Origin of the sequence: Aureibacter tunicatorum, from assembly GCF_036492635.1 — a bacterium.
Classification (GTDB): domain Bacteria; phylum Bacteroidota; class Bacteroidia; order Cytophagales; family Cyclobacteriaceae; genus Aureibacter; species Aureibacter tunicatorum.
Map to the genome: position 1 here is coordinate 1,181,042 of NZ_AP025305.1, position 17,380 is coordinate 1,198,421.

13 protein-coding genes and 1 pseudogene are annotated in these 17,380 nt (G+C 37.3%); 8 read left to right on the forward strand and 6 right to left on the reverse strand.

The window, feature by feature from the left end; translation table 11 throughout:
* Window positions 1-82 precede the first annotated feature (82 nt).
* From AABK36_RS05030 to ftsZ, 6 genes and pseudogenes are all read left to right on the forward strand, one after another.
* Window positions 83-1,261, forward strand: coding sequence for an FtsW/RodA/SpoVE family cell cycle protein (locus tag AABK36_RS05030; RefSeq protein WP_309941844.1), 1,179 nt, complete (start codon window positions 83-85; stop codon window positions 1,259-1,261).
* Between the two features lie 25 nt (window positions 1,262-1,286).
* Entirely contained in the window at window positions 1,287-2,390 is a 1,104-nt protein-coding gene (gene murG, locus AABK36_RS05035) for an undecaprenyldiphospho-muramoylpentapeptide beta-N-acetylglucosaminyltransferase (protein WP_309941846.1), read from the forward strand.
* The gene (gene murC, locus AABK36_RS05040) at window positions 2,387-3,775 is read left to right on the forward strand and encodes a UDP-N-acetylmuramate--L-alanine ligase (protein WP_309941848.1); all 1,389 of its coding nucleotides are present in this window, start codon (window positions 2,387-2,389) and stop codon (window positions 3,773-3,775) included. The genes murG and murC overlap by 4 nt, the downstream gene beginning before the upstream one ends.
* A gap of 60 nt (window positions 3,776-3,835) precedes the next feature.
* A complete protein-coding gene (locus AABK36_RS05045) occupies window positions 3,836-4,597 on the forward strand; it encodes a cell division protein FtsQ/DivIB (RefSeq protein ID WP_309941852.1) in 762 nt (253 codons plus the stop codon).
* 101 nt (window positions 4,598-4,698) lie between these two features.
* Entirely contained in the window at window positions 4,699-6,060 is a 1,362-nt protein-coding gene (gene ftsA / locus AABK36_RS05050; protein WP_309941853.1) for a cell division protein FtsA, read from the forward strand.
* Window positions 6,061-6,201: 141 nt separating this feature from the next.
* Window positions 6,202-7,395: pseudogene (gene ftsZ / locus AABK36_RS05055) on the forward strand (cell division protein FtsZ); the annotation flags it as partial.
* Between the two features lie 957 nt (window positions 7,396-8,352).
* On the opposite strand, the gene AABK36_RS05060 reads toward ftsZ, so the two are convergent.
* The 5 genes from AABK36_RS05060 to gldA form a co-directional block, all read right to left on the reverse strand.
* Entirely contained in the window at window positions 8,353-9,168 is an 816-nt protein-coding gene (locus tag AABK36_RS05060; protein ID WP_309941855.1) for a DUF1338 domain-containing protein, read from the reverse strand.
* A 175-nt stretch (window positions 9,169-9,343) separates the two neighbouring features.
* Entirely contained in the window at window positions 9,344-10,285 is a 942-nt protein-coding gene (locus AABK36_RS05065) for a DUF4340 domain-containing protein (RefSeq protein WP_309941857.1), read from the reverse strand.
* Window positions 10,286-10,292: 7 nt separating this feature from the next.
* Complete coding sequence (gene gldG / locus AABK36_RS05070) at window positions 10,293-11,978, reverse strand: gliding motility-associated ABC transporter substrate-binding protein GldG (RefSeq protein WP_309941859.1); 1,686 nt, start codon at window positions 11,976-11,978, stop codon at window positions 10,293-10,295.
* Window positions 11,972-12,700: a gliding motility-associated ABC transporter permease subunit GldF gene (gene gldF, locus AABK36_RS05075; protein ID WP_309941861.1), complete on the reverse strand. Its 729-nt coding sequence runs from the start codon at window positions 12,698-12,700 to the stop codon at window positions 11,972-11,974. Before gldF ends, gldG begins: the two co-directional genes overlap by 7 nt.
* A gap of 1 nt (window position 12,701) precedes the next feature.
* Window positions 12,702-13,610 carry a gliding motility-associated ABC transporter ATP-binding subunit GldA gene (gene gldA / locus AABK36_RS05080; protein WP_309941864.1) on the reverse strand — a complete coding sequence of 303 codons (909 nt, stop codon included), beginning with the start codon at window positions 13,608-13,610 and terminating at the stop codon, window positions 12,702-12,704.
* Window positions 13,611-14,038: 428 nt separating this feature from the next.
* Here gldA and AABK36_RS05085 point away from each other — a divergent pair, with 428 nt between their 5' ends.
* The gene (locus tag AABK36_RS05085; RefSeq protein WP_309941867.1) at window positions 14,039-14,320 is read left to right on the forward strand and encodes an RNA recognition motif domain-containing protein; all 282 of its coding nucleotides are present in this window, start codon (window positions 14,039-14,041) and stop codon (window positions 14,318-14,320) included.
* Window positions 14,321-14,363: 43 nt separating this feature from the next.
* Here AABK36_RS05085 and AABK36_RS05090 read toward each other — a convergent pair whose 3' ends face one another.
* On the reverse strand, window positions 14,364-14,942 hold the full coding sequence (locus tag AABK36_RS05090; protein WP_309941869.1) for a TlpA family protein disulfide reductase: 579 nt from the start codon (window positions 14,940-14,942) through the stop codon (window positions 14,364-14,366).
* A gap of 135 nt (window positions 14,943-15,077) precedes the next feature.
* On the opposite strand from AABK36_RS05090, the gene AABK36_RS05095 reads away from it, so the two are divergent.
* A complete protein-coding gene (locus AABK36_RS05095; protein ID WP_309941871.1) occupies window positions 15,078-17,354 on the forward strand; it encodes a Tex family protein in 2,277 nt (758 codons plus the stop codon).
* Window positions 17,355-17,380 lie beyond the last annotated feature (26 nt).

The window sequence follows — 17,380 nt, forward strand, 5'->3', positions numbered from 1 at the left end:
TGATGCAAATAGATTTTTTAAGTCTATATAATAATTCCTTGAAATTTTAATATTAAATCCCTGACACAAAGGTGTTTTGTTTATGGAAACAGTAAAATCATGGATGAAAAAGCATGTCACAGGTGATTATTACATCTGGACAATAGTTTTCATTTTTACCATCATGAGTATTTGGGCGGTTTATAGCGCTACCCAAACATTAGCATTTAAAATGGCTAATGGAAATACCGAGTATTATTTGATTAAACACAGCTCTTTGATTGGAGTCGCTTTGTTTTGCATGTGGCTGGCTCATAAAGTGGATTATAAATATTATGGCGCTTTATCAAAGATCGGTTTGATTATCTCTGTGCCGCTTCTTTTATATACTTGGAAATATGGTTTGAATATTAATGAAGCGTCAAGATGGCTGAGAGTGCCAATTATAAACCTAGCTTTTCAACCTTCCGATTTGGCTAAACTGGCTTTGATTTCAAGTTTAGCCTTCAAGCTGTCAAAGCTTCAGCATGAAGTAACAGATTCTTTTAAAAGCTTGATGCCTATCTTAGGTTGGGTGGTTACGATCTGTGGGTTGATAGGCTTGACAGATTTATCTTCATCGGCAATGCTTTTCACGACTTGCATGGTGATTTTTTTCATTGGCCGTATTCCGATGAAGTTTTTCATGGTGATGGTTTTTGTCGGTTCGGTCTTAGCTGGCGGAACTGCGATGATGTTTGGGCAAAGGCTTGGAACCGCTGCGGCTAGACTCGAAAGGTTTTGGGACAAAACAGAAGTTTCTTTTCAAGCAGAGCAATCTTATATCGCAGTAGCTAAAGGAGGGGTCACAGGAAAGGGACCCGGAAATAGCGAACAGAAAAACTTTTTGCCTCATCCTTATTCCGATTTTATTTATGCGATTATTATTGAAGAATACGGTATGACGGGAGGTGTTTTTGTTCTGTTGCTATACTTAGGCCTATTGTATCGTGGCATGGTGACGGCAGCAAATAGTGATAGACCTTATGGTGGGTTATTATCAGCAGGTTTGAGTTTTGCTATAGTATTTCAAGCTTTGATAAACATGGGGGTGGTAACAGGATTATTGCCGATTACAGGTTTGCCATTGCCGATGATAAGCATGGGAGGTACTTCTTTGTTGTTTACAGGGATTTCATTTGGAATCATATTAAGTGTAAGCAGAGGAAGCAATGATAATGTCGAGCATACTTTCAATAGTGATTCTGTATTGAAAAATGAGCCGATGATTGAAGTTAAGTGATTTTTAGATTTCAAAATTATTTGATGTGAATAGAGTCATAATAAGCGGGGGAGGAACAGGAGGTCATATAAATCCAGCCCTGGCTATTGCTAATGAGATAAAAAAGCGCAATCCTCAAGCCGAGATTTTATTTGTTGGAGCTAAGGGACGAATGGAAATGGAACGCGTTCCAAAAGCCGGATACGAAATAAAAGGGCTTTGGATTGATGGTATTCAAAGAAGTTTGAGTTTTAGGAATTTGATGTTTCCCTTGAAATTAATCGTGAGCTTAATACATTCATGGTTGATATTGAGAAAGTTTAAACCTGAAGCCTGTATAGGCGTGGGAGGGTTTGCTAGTGGTCCATTATTGTATATGGCTACCGTACTGAAAATTCCCACATTGATTCAAGAGCAGAATTCTTATGCGGGTTTGACTAATAAATTGCTGGGGAATAGAATTGACAAGGTTTGTGCTGGATTTGAGAAGGGAATGGAAAGATATTTTCCAAAGAATAAGGTCGTGGCTACAGGGAACCCTGTGAGAGAAGACTTGGTCGAAGTGGAGAAAATTGATGAAAACGAAGCTTTAAATTATTTTGGATTACAGTCAAATAGGCCTGTTTTGTTGGTTATTGGCGGAAGTCTTGGGGCTAAATCGGTAAATCTTGCTATGAGCAAGTGTGTAAAGAATTTGCTAGACCAAGGTCTGCAAGTGATTTGGCAAACAGGAAAGTTTTACTATGATGCGATTGTAGAGGAACAAGCTAATTTGGCTGAAGACCCTCATTTGAAAATTATGGCTTTTGTAGAACGAATGGATTTTGCTTACAGGGTTGCCGATGTGGTAGTATCTAGAGCGGGAGCGCTTTCTATTGCTGAACTAGAGGTTGTTGGTAAACCATCGATATTTGTTCCTTCACCGAATGTGGCTGAAGATCATCAAACTAAAAATGCTGAAAGCCTGCTAGATCAGAATGCCTGTCTCTTAGTCAAAGACTCCGAATTGGATACGAAGCTTGAAAAGCAAATCATAGACCTTGTGGAGAATACGAGTTTGATGAAGGAGTTGGCTGATAATATGAACAAGGTATCGAAGCCATATGCGACCAAGAAAATAGTTGATGAAATAGAGAAGCTGAAAGCATGAATTTGAAGGAGATTAAATACGTATATTTTTTAGGCATAGGCGGAATTGGTATGAGCGCTTTGGCAAGGTGGTTCAATCATCATGGCAAGGAAGTCTCTGGTTATGATCGCTCTGAATCTGATATAACAAAATCGCTGATAAGTGAAGGAATAAAAATTTTTTATAAAGAAACGATAGAAAGTATCCCTGATAATGTAATAAAATGCAAAGAATCAACGTTAGTGGTATATACGCCTGCGATTAGCGGGAGTAATGTTGTTCGGTTATTTTTTGAGAATCAAGGTTACAAAATATTGAAAAGGGCTGAGGTGTTGGGGGCGATTACGGCTTCGATGAAAACTTTGGCTGTGGCTGGTACGCATGGTAAGACAACTACCAGTACGATGCTTACTTTTTTATTAGATAGGTCTGGAGTCAATTGCTCTGCATTTTTAGGAGGAATTTCATCAAATTATAATAGCAATTTGTTATTGGGAGATGCTGATAAAGAGTTGCTTGCAGTTGTTGAAGCGGATGAATTTGACCGTTCTTTTTTAAGATTGTCGCCAGATCAAGCGATTATAACTTCTATTGAAGCGGATCATTTGGATATCTATGGTGACGATGAGGAAGTGGTTAAAGCTTTTGTTGACTTTACAAATAAGTTCAATGACGGAGCGATTGTTTATGTTTCATCCAAGCTTCCGAGTCATTTGCTTTCGCAGTTGAACCCTAAGCTTGAGTATCGAAAATATGGATTGAATGGAGGTGTAGCTTCGTTTCGAGCAGAAAATTTGAGAGTGAAAGAAGGTTATTGCGTGTTTGACTATGTTTCACCAATTGCAAAGCTTGAAAATTGTGAGTTATTGGTTCCGGGAGATCATAATGTTGAGAATATGGTGGCTGCGATATCCTTAGCGCTGGAGAATGGGGCTTCTTCAGATTTAGTTAGGCAGGCCGTTAAAGAGTTCAAAGGAGTTAAAAGGAGATTTGAGTATCATATTAAGTCCGATTCAAGAACTTTTATCGATGACTATGCGCACCACCCGACAGAAGTTAGAGCGATTATAAGTTCTTTGAAGGAAATGTATCCGCAAAAAAAATTGACGGTGGTTTTTCAACCTCATTTATACTCAAGGACAAAGGATTTTGCGGATGAATTTGCAAGATCGTTGGATTTGGCTGATGATGTCCTAGTGACTGAGATTTATCCAGCAAGAGAGTTGCCTATAGAAGGAGTAACTTCCGAATTGATAACAAATGTTATGAATAACGACAGAGTGAAGAGAATTCAAAAGAATAGTCTTCTTGAGGAAATACGAGATTTGAATCCTGAGTTGTTATTGACAATTGGAGCAGGTGATATCGCGAATGAACTTGAGTCGATCAAAAAAATATTGAAATAAAATGTAATTGTCGAAAAATTAAAATATTTTTTCGAATTTTGGAAAAAATATTGTTTTATCGTGATCAAGGTTAAGATTAGAAAGAAAATAAAATACTATCTTGTAGGCCTTTTAGTGGTTGTCTTGGCGATTTTTGCTCAAAAAAAACAATCGCAAAGGAAGATAGCAAGAATTGAGGTTAACATAGATAACCAGTATAAAAATTATTTTATAAACCAAGGAGATGTAAGGAATATTGTTACAAAAAATGGTAAAAAGAAAATAATAGGCGAATTTTTTGATAAAATTAACTTGAGAGAATTGGAGATTTTGCTTGAAGCTAATAAGTTTGTCAAAAAAGCTCAAGTTTTTTCCGATTTAGAAGGAAGTTTATTCGTGTATATTATACAAAACAGGCCTGTTGCCAGGCTTGTTAGGGAGAATGCTCCGGACGCTTATTTGAGTGAGGAAGGAGAAATACTCCCATTGTCGGATACTTATACTGCTAGAGTGCCTTTGGTTAGCGGAAGGTATGTTGAAGAATTCTTAAAAGAGGAAAAGTTTCAACAGGAGAAAATTGAGCCGATGTTGGAAATTGTTGACTTTGTAAGAAAGGATCCTTTTTGGAGCGTTCAAATTGCTCAAATGGAAATTAGTGACCATCAGTCGATCACTTTGTATCCGCAGTTGGGAAATCAGCGAATTGTATTTGGCAAGGCAGAGGATATACAAGAGAAGTTTAGGAAATTGAAAATCTTTTATAAAGAGATTTTACCCAAAAAGGGGTGGAATTATTATAAAACTGTTGATTTAAGATATTTTAAGCAGATTTTATGTGAATAAATTTCTTTCAGAAGTATTAATTTTATATTTTTAGAAAAAAAAATACCATTTTAAAATAATAAGGCTTTTTTTATAAGGAGACCCAAAATATTTATATGAATATGGAAACAGATAAGATTGTAGTCGGATTGGATATTGGTACCACAAAAATCTGTGCTGTTGTTGGTCGCAAGAATGAATATGGCAAATTGGAAGTTTTGGGAATGGGCAAAGCCGTTTCCGATGGCGTGGTTCGTGGAGTTGTAAGCAATATTGATAGAACTGTTGCGGGCATAGAGCAATCCATTAGAGAGGCTGAGAGGCAATCAGGAATCAATATTCGTGTTGTTAACGTTGGAATTGCTGGACAACATATAAAAAGTTCCATTCATCACGGGTCGATCACCAGAGATTCAACATTTGATGAAATATCTGTTGAGGATGTGAGGAGGCTTACCAATGACATGTACAAGACTGTGATTCCTCCTGGCAGTGAAATTATTCATGTGATGCCTCAAGATTACATGGTTGACTATGAAGAAGGCATAAAGGATCCTGTGGGCATGAGGGGAGCCAAGTTGGAGGCGGACTTTCATGTGATCACGGCTCAAGCCAATGCTATTTTCAATGTCAATAAATGCATCAAGAGAGCCGGATTGGATATTGAAAGCTTGATATTAGAACCTTTGGCATCAAGTTTAGCTGTATTAAGCACTGAGGAAAAGCAAGCTGGAGTTTGTTTGGTGGATATTGGTGGCGGCACAACTGATATCGCTATTTTTCATGAAAATATAATTAGGCATACAGCTGTTATTCCATTTGGAGGGAATATTATAACTGATGATATAAAGCAAGGCTGCATGGTGATGGATAACCAAGCAGAGCAGCTTAAGGTGAAGTTTGGCAAGGCGATAGCGGAAGAGGCAAATCCAAATGAGATTGTTTCGATTCCTGGTATTCGTCAAAGACCGCCAAAAGAAATTTCTGTAATGAACTTGGCGCATATTATCGAAGCCAGAATGGAAGAGATTATAGAGCTGGTCCATGCGGAGATAATCACTAGCGGATATGACAAAAAGTTGGCTGGTGGTATAGTGATTACTGGCGGAGGTTCGCAGTTGGCGAATTGTCGTCAATTATTTGAATATATGACTGGTATGGATGCCAGAATTGGCCATCCAAATGAGCACCTTGGCAAAAGCAAGGTAGAAGAAGTGAAAAGTCCTATGTATGCGACATCTGTAGGATTGGTTCTTTCAGGATTTAGAGGACTAGATGATCGAGAGAATAGATACTTCGAAAAAGAAGCGAAAGCTGCTGAGAAAAAATCTGTGGACACTCAATCAGGTTATAATTACCAAGAGCGAAAAACAGGAGATTATACCAAGTCTGATATTCAAAAAGAAAAGAGTTGGTGGAAATCGTTTTTGAACAAAACAAGGGATTTTATTATCGACGATATTGACGACGATAATAAATATTAGTGAATAGATTTGATTTAACAATCTTTTATAAAGTAATAAAAATTCCTAATTTGTGTTTCGAAAGCGCCGAATTGTTGGCTGGCCATATTTTTGGTTCAGTCAATTTTAGTATGAAAATGTTGTTATGAAAAACAGTTTGTTATGAGTGATATATCTTACCAGTTTGATATGCCGCCTTCGCAGCAATCGATAATTAAAGTGGTCGGTGTTGGTGGAGGAGGTAGCAATGCCGTAAACCATATGTTCAATAAGGGCATAAAGGATGTGAATTTTGTGGTTGTTAATACTGACATGCAAGCACTTAAAAATAGTCCTGTCCCAAAAAACATTCAGATAGGTATTAACTTAACAGCTGGTTTGGGTGCCGGAGCGAATCCTGAAAAGGGTAGAGAAGCTGCTTTGGAGAACAAAGAAGAGATTCGCGATTTGTTAAGCGATGGCACAAAAATGCTTTTTATCACTGCTGGTATGGGTGGTGGTACTGGTACTGGAGCTGCTCCTGTAATTGCTGAAGTTGCCAGGGATTTGGAGATTTTGACTGTGGGTATAGTTACAATGCCTTTTTCTTTTGAAGGAAGAAAGAAAATACGTCAAGCTCAAGCAGGTATAGAAGAGTTAAGAAAGCATTGCGATACAGTTATCGTGATACTTAATGATAAGTTAAAAGAAATTTTGGGCAATTTGCCTATCAGACAGGCTTTTTCTAAAGCGGATGAGGTTTTGTCAGATGCGGCTAAGAGTATCGCTGAGATCATTTCAGAGCATGCGGAAATGAACGTCGATTTTGAGGATGTTGTTACCGTAATGAAAAACTCTGGAGCCTCTGTGATGGGGTCGGCTGTAACTCAAGGTGATCAGCGTGCGGTAAGAGCTGCTGAAGAAGCTATCTCTTCTCCATTGTTGAATAATAAAGATATTTACGGAGCGCAGAGAATTTTGCTGTCAATCATGTCTGGACCTGACGCAGAGCTTGACATGGATGAGCTTGGGGCTATTACCAACTATATCCAAGATAAAGCTGGCGGAGGCGAAGAAGAAGCTGAGGAAGTGATCTGGGGCTGGGGAATTGATGAGACTCTTGGCGAAAGCATTAGGGTTACAGTTATTGCAACTGGCTTTCCTGCCGTTCAAGATGTGCTAGAAAATGGCACTTCAAAAAAAAAATCCTCTAATGTAGAAAAAAAACTTGAAAATGTACCAAATGAGGTGCGCTCAGATTTTACTGCAACAAGAGAAGATGAACCTATTAAAACACCGGTAGAGCCGATAAAAGAAAGCTCTACCAATATTGTTGAAGATTCTGGAGTTGAGCCTATAAGAGAAAGAGAAGTATTGTCTCAACCACTTCAAGAGCAAAGCGTTGTTACAAACCCTTCTGGATCAAATATAGCTTCAAGTGAAGAGTCAATTGCTGAAGAGACAAGAAGTGAGCCTAGAGTTGAAGAAGAGTCTAGGCAACCAATGGAGGAAAGGAATAATATTCCTGATTATCAAAATCAACCATCATATACGTTCGAGAAGCCTGTTAGCACATTGAACGAGGAAAAATCTGGCCAAGATTATATTTCGCAAGACGAGTTTTCTCAGGCTGGCGATGTTCCTTCATCGTCTTTTGATAGTGAAACGCAGGGGCAATCATCAACCACTACATTCCAGGAGCCAAAAGAAGTTATAATTGAGCGTCAGGAAGTACGTAGAGAGTTTGAACCTCAGCAACAACCACCTATTGAGCAACCTACGAATTATTCTCAGCCATCAAATGAAAGAACGGTTGATAGAGGGGAGGCTGATAGTTATAATCATTCGCAGGACTATAATAGACAACAGCCTTCTAATATAGAGGACGATCGTCGATATTATAATTCTCAAAGAGGCGGAGATCTAAATTTTGAGACTAAAAATAGCCAAGAGGATTTTGTTGGCTTGGATGAAAATTATCAGATAATAGATAAGCAGAAGTCGATTAATGAAGAAACTTTAGGCCCGACAGCAATTGAAAAGAAGCGTGAAATACTTAGGGAGAAAGGTATGGAAAGAGTTCAGCAAATTAGAAATCTTGACAAACCATTTTCTTATGATGAAGAATCAATTCGCGATAGGTTGAATGTGCCTGCCTATATTAGAAAGCAAAGAAAGTTGGAAGATATTCCTCGATCAGCTGATAATAATGTGTCCAGATACAATCTAAATGATGATCAAAGCAGAACTTTAGGAGATAATAAGTTCTTGCATGACAATGTTGACTAATAGAATTTTATATAGTAAAGAAAAAAGGGCTGTGAAGCCCTTTTTTTATTTATTGATGTTTGTGCTTTCAAAGATTTTGTCAGCTGATTTAGCAACAAATCCGCTGAATAGTCTTCCATTCTCTAATGGATATCTTTGAGCGAATTCATAATAGCAAGCTGGAACTTTTAATGTTATTTCATCATCAAATTTCATTTCAACTTTGCCTGCCATAGTCGATGATTGCTCTAAATAAACAGAAGGAGAGCCTTTGATCGCTCCGCCTCTCTCATTGAGCAAGAAACCATTTTCCCTAATAACTTCATTTAATTCAACCAAGTTAGGAATAGTTTCCAAATGATTTACAAACACTGTGAAGTGATTTGGTTTGTATCCATGAGCAGCTACCCAAGCGGCGTACTCGCTTTCTTCAAGAAGCTTGTTATATTCTTCGCTGGTAACTTTCCAAGGTCTTCCCATGGATGTGAAGTCAAATCTCTCGTTTTTTTCATCAACTTGCTCAACAAGTTTTTTAATGATAGCTTGAGTTTCGCTAGAGAATTCACTGGTGATTAGCTCGCTGATAAAGATTCTCGGATAGTTTTCATCCGGATGCTCATAGTGCTTGGCATTGAGTTTTTTTTCTTCAAAGTGGTATTGCCCTTTTTCAACATAACCACTTGCTATAAATGGTTTTGCCAGCTGATCGGCGCATACTTCGGCTAAATCATATGTTCTTAAGGCGATGTGATCATTGATTACTTTTTCGCCTCTTTCTACAAATACATTGTAGATGTCTAATACTTGTGGATTGATTGATATGTAATCGTTCCACATTTTGTCTAATAAACCTGGTAGTGTGTTTACAGTTTCTTTTGCCATGTCTTAGAAAATTAATTGATCCCAAAAAATGTTAACATAATGTAAAAAGATTTTCTATCAATAAAAAGATAAATATGTGTTGTTTTGGGAGAATATTTTCAAAAATGGAGCAAGAAAAGAGCCAAACATAAACCTAAATGCATTGAGATGAATTAGGCTTATGTTTGATTGATTATTAATTTTTTTCTTGCTCAAAGGCCTGTTTGTTTTGAATTAAGCCATTTAAAGTGTTTTGATCAATAATTGCGTAAGTCGATTTGTTTTTTACAAGCAAATATTGCTTGGTTTTATCGTCAGCAAACGCGAAAATCTCAATCTGACAATTGTTTTTTTGTTGCGCATCGTCGATTTTTATTGACATTATGAGTTTGTCATCACCTAGATTTTGCGGTTTATTGATAAATCTAATTGCTTGCATGTTGGTGATACCCTCAATATATGCCATCATTTTCTCCGTGTTTAGATTAGCGACACCATCAATGGAAAAGAGTCTTCCGTCAGCTTTTATCTTAATTTCTTCTTGAGGATGAGCAACGTTGTTTATGCTTATCTCTTTGATCGTTTCCCAAGTGCTTTTGATAAGATATCGATTCCTCCAATCATTAGGATTCACTCCGAAAATTCCAGTTACATAGCTTTCGTACCCAGGAAGGTGGACTAAGTATGGCTCTTCGCTTGTAGCATTAAGAAAATAGGATCTTTGATTATTCGCGTCTCCAAAGGCGAAAAAATCTCTTAAAATTTTATCACCTTGCATGATTTTGACATGCGTTCCATTGATTTTGCCTTGCGAAGCTAATTTCTTCTTTTGAGTGTTGTTGACTGCTCGTTGAACTCTAACATCTTTGAGTACTGAAAATAACACAGCTTTCATATTTGGATCGAGTTCGTAGTTGTTATTTACCAGCCATTTATTGTTTGCCTTGCTAAGCATCACGTTGAGTGTATCTGAAATCATCGAGATTTGAGTAATACCTTCAGTGGACTCAAGATGGAAATCAGGCTTGTCGTTATTTGACTCTTTTATTACGTTGTTTTCTTTGAAAAGAAAAAGCAATGCGATGTTCAAAGTGGCAAGAGTTAAGAATATGGTTAGAAGCTTATGGTTTTTTCTCATTTTGAAGCTATTTAGAGTATTTTTGTTTGCGAATCAAATATTTTGCAGTCCCGAATATGCCCAGTAGAATTAGAGGTAAAACTAGATTCAATGTTTGCCAGAATGCCTTTTCCGAGTGAATTTTGGTTTTATCAAGAGGTCTTATTTTTACCTCTTTATTACGCGAAGAGATAACTCCATTAGATTCGGTTAGGTAAGCAAGCGAGTTTTGAATAAAGTCTGCATTGGCAAATGTGTTCTTTAGGAAAGGATCATAGCCTAATTCGTAAGGTTCTCCTGTTTTGCCATTGATTTGATTCAGACCAATATTCGCGTCAGCGGTTATGATGATCTTTGACTTTTCCGATTCGGCTTTGAATGTGGTTTTGTCTGCAAATTCAGGCAGGAATCGATTTTTATAAAGTGAATTAATTTTTCCTTCTACAAGGTAGGCAAGTGCTTGACTGCCCTCATTGAAAGATTGCGGTGTCGCATTTTTTCTTAAAGTATTAAGGCTTATGTCTAATGGTGCTATGATCGTCTTGGAAGTTTGAGATGACGAAATTAATGGGATTCTTGAAGAGCCTTTTGTCTTTAATGTGTCGATAGAGCTCGCGAATTGGCTAAATACCGCATCCAGATTGCGAGTAATAGGGTGTTTGGCGTATTTGTTGGCAATTGGGTAAAAAGGCCATGGCAACATTTGTATTTGCGGTACATTGCCTCTCATGCCCGTTACAATTGGGTATACGCCTGAGTTTAAGTCTTGGACAAGGTTGTTGTTAAGCCTGATTCCAAATTTGATCAAAAGATTGTCCAGCCCAAGGTCATATGGGAATACAATCGCTTGTCCATTTCTTACACTATCAATATTGATTTTAATAGGATCAATAAGCATTAATGCATTTCCTCCGTGAGCAATGTATTGGTCGATTTTATATATTTCCTCATCAGAGAATTTTTCAGAGGGCTTTGCAAGCACTATTGCTTTCGCATCGGAAGGAATTTCTTTATTCTTAAGGTTTGTAATTTCCAATTCATAGTTTTCCTTGATGATATCGATTAAGCCGGTAGCTTCTTTGCCTATTGCTTCTCCATTGCCAGTGAGATATACGATTTTATTTCGCTCTTTTTGGCTGATATTTAATATCGCTTTGGCGAGCTCGTATTCTACATTTTCAACCGATTGGTTTAATTGTTCCTCAGGAGATGTGGACTTATTTCCTTTTAAAAAGTTCACACTGGTTTCTTCACCATTGTAACTGATTAAAGCGCCTGGGAAAATTAATTTTTCAACTTTGTTGCCATTATCATTAGAGAATACATTTGTTGGTTGTATTCCTTTATTGGCGATTGATTGATAGTAGGCATTTCTAGCTTTTGCGCTTTGATTGATGCTTGAGGGATCTATAAATTTGTATTTGATTTTGTTGCCAGCGTATTCGTTGAATATTTTTAGGTTTTCTAGAATACTATTCTGTAGCCTTTTAAAGCCTGAAGGTATGTCTCCATCAAGATAGATTTCAATATATACATCTTCTTGAAGGTTTGACAACAATGATTTTGTTGCTGGAGACACTGAGAATCGATTTTCTTCTGTCAGGTCTATTCTATCATAAAATTTTTGGCCAAGTATATTCAGCAGGCATAATATCATTATAGCTATTCCCAGCTTTAATAAGTCCTCGACTTTTTTTGTGTGAAATTTTACCATTTTTTGCTAGTGAATATTAGATTGGTGAATAATAGAAATAGGCTGACAACACTGAAGAAATACATAATTTCACGTGTGTCAATCAGTCCGCGACTCATAAAGTCATAGTGCGCTGACATTCCCAATTGTTGAATCCAGTAAGCTTGATCGCTCAGTGAACTGATGCCTGCCAACGAATCAAATCCTGCGTACAATACATAATTTATAAATACGCTTAAAATAAATGCTATAATTTGATTGTCCGTCAATGCGGATGTGAATACGCCAATGGATGCGAATGTCGAAGCTAAAAGCACTAACCCTAAATATGAGCCAATTACTCTGGCAGAATCAATGTTTCCAATAGGGCTTCCTAGTTGGCTGATCGAGTAATAATAAATCAATGTAGGCAACAAGGCTATGATGATTACACTAACTGCTGAAAGGAACTTTCCTAAGATGATTTGATAGTGTTTTAAAGGTTTTGTGAAGAGCAATTCCAGAGTTCCAGTTTTCTTCTCTTCGGCAAATAATCTCATCGTGATCGCTGGAATGATGAATATAAATACAAATGGACAGAAATTGAACAGTGTGTCCATGTTGGCGTATCCGAAATCCAAAACACTTGTTTCCGGGTAAACCCAAAATATCAACCCCATAACGATCAGAAATATGCCGATGACCATGTATCCAATAAGGGAGTTGAAGAAAGAGTTGAATTCTTTTTTAAATATTTCGAGCATGCTATTGTTTTTTTCCAGTTAAATCATGAAAAATGTCTTCCAATTTATTTTTTTCTTTCCATAAGCCAATGAGCGGGAGATTATTTTTTGTGGCTAAATTGAAAATAGCTTTTCGTGTTTCAGTCTCATTATTGGTGCTGAAACGATATGTATTAGCTTCTTGACTTTGGAATGATAAGCCGTTTTCTATGAAAATATCAGTATTGATGCTTTCGCTAAATTCCGCGTATACATAGTTAGCATTGTTCATGTCCGTTTGAATCTCAGCAATTGGCTTGTCTGTGATAAGTTTGCCTTTATTGAAAATAACAACACGCGAACATATAGCTTCCACTTCTTGCATAATGTGAGTTGAGAGAATTACGGTTTTGTCTTGACTTATTTTCTTTATTAGGCTTCTAATATCAACCAGTTGGTTAGGGTCGAGACCTGTTGTAGGCTCATCCAGAATCAGCACTTCAGGGTTATGAATAAGGGCTTGGGCCAATCCAACTCTTTGTTTGTAACCTTTAGATAATTGCCCTATTTTTTTATGGCATTCAGGAGTAAGTCCGCATAAATCAATAATTTCGGCAATACGCTCTTTGGGTTTCTTGATATTGTACAGGTTCGCGGCAAAATTAAGGTACTCCTTGACGTACATTTCATAGTGCAAAGGGTTGTTTTCCGGCAAGTATCCTATTTTTTGTTGCGCTTTGATAGTTTCTTCTTGGACATTGATGCCACAGACATGCGTTTCGCCATGAGTTGGAGACAGAAAACCTGTTAAAATCTTCATTGTCGTAGATTTCCCCGCGCCATTAGGGCCAAGTAGTCCAATGATTTCACCTTTTTGAGCGGAAAAACTTATAGAGTCAACCGCTATTTGGTTTCCATATATTTTTGTTAGCTTATTTATTTCAATAGACATTTCCGATGTAAGTTTTTCTGTGATTTTGATGAAAAAAGATTGAAGCCAAATATTGATATTTAAAATTGAAATATTTGATTGTCTCTTTTTTCTAATTCGTTGAAAATTAGAGGTATATGTTTTTTTGGGTTTGTCTCATTAATAATATAATTGTATATATATTATAAAATACTATGCATGATTAATCGCAAAACCGCCATAAATCCCCTTATTTTAGGATAAATATATGAATAATATTCATACTAAAGAGCGTAATTTTTTTGTAAAAGAAGTTAAAATTTATTTCCTTTACGATAATCATTAAAAAGATTTAATCTTATTTATATAAAGTTATATTCACTTCAACGATAAGTGATAACCTATATGGATAAGGTTGGATTGGATGTGTAATAATTGGGGTACTTTTTATACATTTCAACTTTGTATTTATGAATTTATATATTGGAAACTTGAGCTTCAAGGTAGACAAGGAATTGTTGAGAGAGCTCTTTGAGCAATTTGGAATTGTGAAGTCTGTAAAGCTCGTTGTGGAGAGACAAGAGGGACGTAAGAAAGTCTATGCTTTTGTTGAAATGCAAGATGACACCGCGGGTCAACTAGCTTGTGATAGATTGAATGAATCAACTTTAATGGGGAGAAATCTTGTCGTCAGCAAGGCTAAAAACCCGTTTTATGCTAAAATGCCGTTCAGAACGGTGGAGCAAGGCTAGTGAAAATAGATGGTGTATTGAGTTAAATAGACCATCTATTTTTTTAATTGTCTTCAAGAAATTCTTTGAAGCTTTTTGTGTTGTAACTTCTGATGCCAACTTCTTTCGAAATAATTTTATCGCTAGGTGAAATGATGAAGGTGGTTGGTATGGATTGAAACTCAAATGTTGAAGTTATAGGACTTGCCAATCTGTAAACGGGCATTGTGTAATTTTTTTTAGCGATAAATTTTCTTAGCTTTTCTTCGTTTTCATCCATCGAAATCATAATGAATGCAACTTTGTTCTTGTCAATTCCATTATAAAGTGATTGAATTTCCGGCATTTCCGCGATGCATGGAGGACACCAAGTAGCCCAAAAATTGATAAAAAGCGTTTTGCCTGAAAAATCCGACGCGTTATGAATGTTGCCTTCCATATCAATTAATTTGAAGTTCAAATCGGCTAATCCCTTTTCATTGTCATCGATTTTGGTCGATGGCCTGACCAAACCTGTCTTAAGCACAAGATTTTGAGCGAATCCAATGACTTCAGGAAGCTTTCCAGTTAGTTTGAGTGTTAATATAATGGCTCCAATGGCGAGTAATTCGATGATTGTTCGCTGTGTTTTGCTGATTTTCATAAGGAAGGATTTTTTAGGAAATGTCTTTGCTGTAAACTTCTATAAAATGGTTAATTTTAACGATTGAATGTTGCCATAAATTTAATCATGTTAAGCTGGCAAGTAAATAATATTTTAACATTTTAATTTTGAGTGATGCACATTAACAGTGATCAACATTTTTCAAAAATAGCTCAGGAGCTTTCTGTAAGAGAATCTCAAGTAAGAGCTACTGTCGAAATGCTTGACGAGGGTGCTACAGTGCCATTTATTTCAAGGTATAGAAAAGAAAAAACGGGTAGTCTTGACGAAGTCGCAGTGGCTGCTATTAGAGATAGAATTCATCAGTTGCGAGAGCTGGACAAGCGCAAAGAAAGCATATTGAAATCTTTGACGGATATGGAAAAGCTTACAGATGAGCTTGAGGCGAAGGTTTTGGCTGCTGAAACAATGACTGAACTTGAGGATATATATCTGCCATACAAGCCGAAAAGAAGAACGCGAGCTACAATTGCGCGCGAGAAAGGTTTGGAGCCCTTGGCGAATAAAATTTTTGAAGAGGAAGTCATTGACTTGAAGAGTTTGGCTTCTGATTTTATCGATTCCGAAAAAGGTGTTGAATCGATTGATGAAGCTTTGTCTGGAGCTCGCGATATTATTGCAGAGTGGATAAATGAAGATCAAGAGACTAGGTCTCAAGTTAGAGAGATTTTTAATGAATCCGGACATTTTAAAGCTCGAGTAATCCCTGGCAAGGAAGAAGAGGGGCAGAAGTATAAGGATTATTTTGAATGGGATGAACCTATAAATACTGCGCCATCGCACCGTGTTTTAGCTTTGAGAAGAGCGGAGAAGGAAATGATTATTTTTCTTGACTCTAGTCCAGATGACGAGCTTGCAATTCATAGTTTGGAAAGTAAATATGTCAAAGCTCAGAACGAGGTTGAAGATCAAGTAGCTTTGGCTGTAAAAGATTCTTATAAGAGATTGTTGAAGCCTTCTATGGAGACAGAGGTTAGAATGACTTCAAAGAAAAAGGCTGATGAAGAAGCTATCAGAGTATTTGCTGAGAATTTGAAGCAATTATTGTTGGCTCCGCCATTGGGAGAAAGAAATGTATTGGCAATTGACCCTGGTTTTAGGACAGGTTGCAAGGTTGTAGTTTTGAATAGTCAAGGAAAGTTGCTTAAGAATACAACAGTATTTCCTACAGGGTCAGCTCACCAAAAGGTTGTCGCTGAGAATGAATTGAAGCAATTGTGCTCTCAATATGATGTGAACGCAGTAGCTATTGGAAACGGTACTGCTAGCAGAGAAACTGAGGCTTTTGTTAAGAGCTTAGGCTTGCCGAAGCATGTGTTAGTAGTGATGGTGAATGAAAGCGGCGCTTCAATATATTCAGCTTCAGATGTGGCAAGAGAAGAGTTTCCTGACTATGATGTGACGGTGAGAGGAGCGGTTTCGATTGGGAGAAGGTTGCAGGATCCGTTAGCAGAGTTAGTGAAGATTGATCCAAAATCTATTGGTGTTGGGCAGTATCAACATGATGTTGACCAAGGCATGTTGAAAGAAGGCTTGGATGATGTTGTTGTTAGTTGTGTGAATGGAGTAGGTGTTGAATTGAATTCAGCTTCTAAGGAGCTGTTGACATATGTATCAGGTTTAGGACCTCAGCTGGCGAAGAACATTGTTGCTTACAGGGATGAAAATGGTCCATTCGCTTCAAGAAAGGATTTGATGAAGGTTCCAAGACTTGGAGCTAAGGCTTATGAGCAAGCGGCTGGATTCTTAAGAATAAGAAATGCGAGAAATCCGCTTGACGCTAGCGCTGTGCACCCAGAGCGATATAGTTTGGTCGAAAAGATGGCGAAAGACAGGAATTGCTCAATTAAAGACCTAATGGGAGATGTCGGGGTTAGAAATCAAATTAGTCTAAAGGATTATGTTAATGGAGAGGTTGGGTTGCCAACACTTCAAGATATCATGGATGAGCTTTCAAAACCTGGAAGAGACCCAAGGGAGAAGTTCGAAGCATTTTCATTTGAAGAGGGAATCAATGAAATTGAGGATTTGAAAATAGGAATGAAACTTCCGGGTATAGTTACGAATATTACTAATTTCGGTTGTTTTGTGGATGTTGGAGTGCATCAAGATGGACTTGTTCATGTTAGTCATTTGGCTGATAAATTTGTAAGCAATCCTGCGGAGATTGTTTCAGTGCAGCAAAAAGTAACAGTGACAGTTACCGAAGTGGATGTGCCTCGAAGAAGGATAGCGTTGTCCATGAAATCAAATCCTTTTGGAGAAGACAGGAAAGCAAAAGCGAATAAGCCTAAAAAGAAAACTACGAATAGAGATAATAGAAGAGAGGAGGATGCTGGAGGGGATCTGCAACAAAAGTTGTCTCAGTTGAAAGGAAAATTTAAAATGTAGTTATCTTGAATTGTTGAAAATAAAAA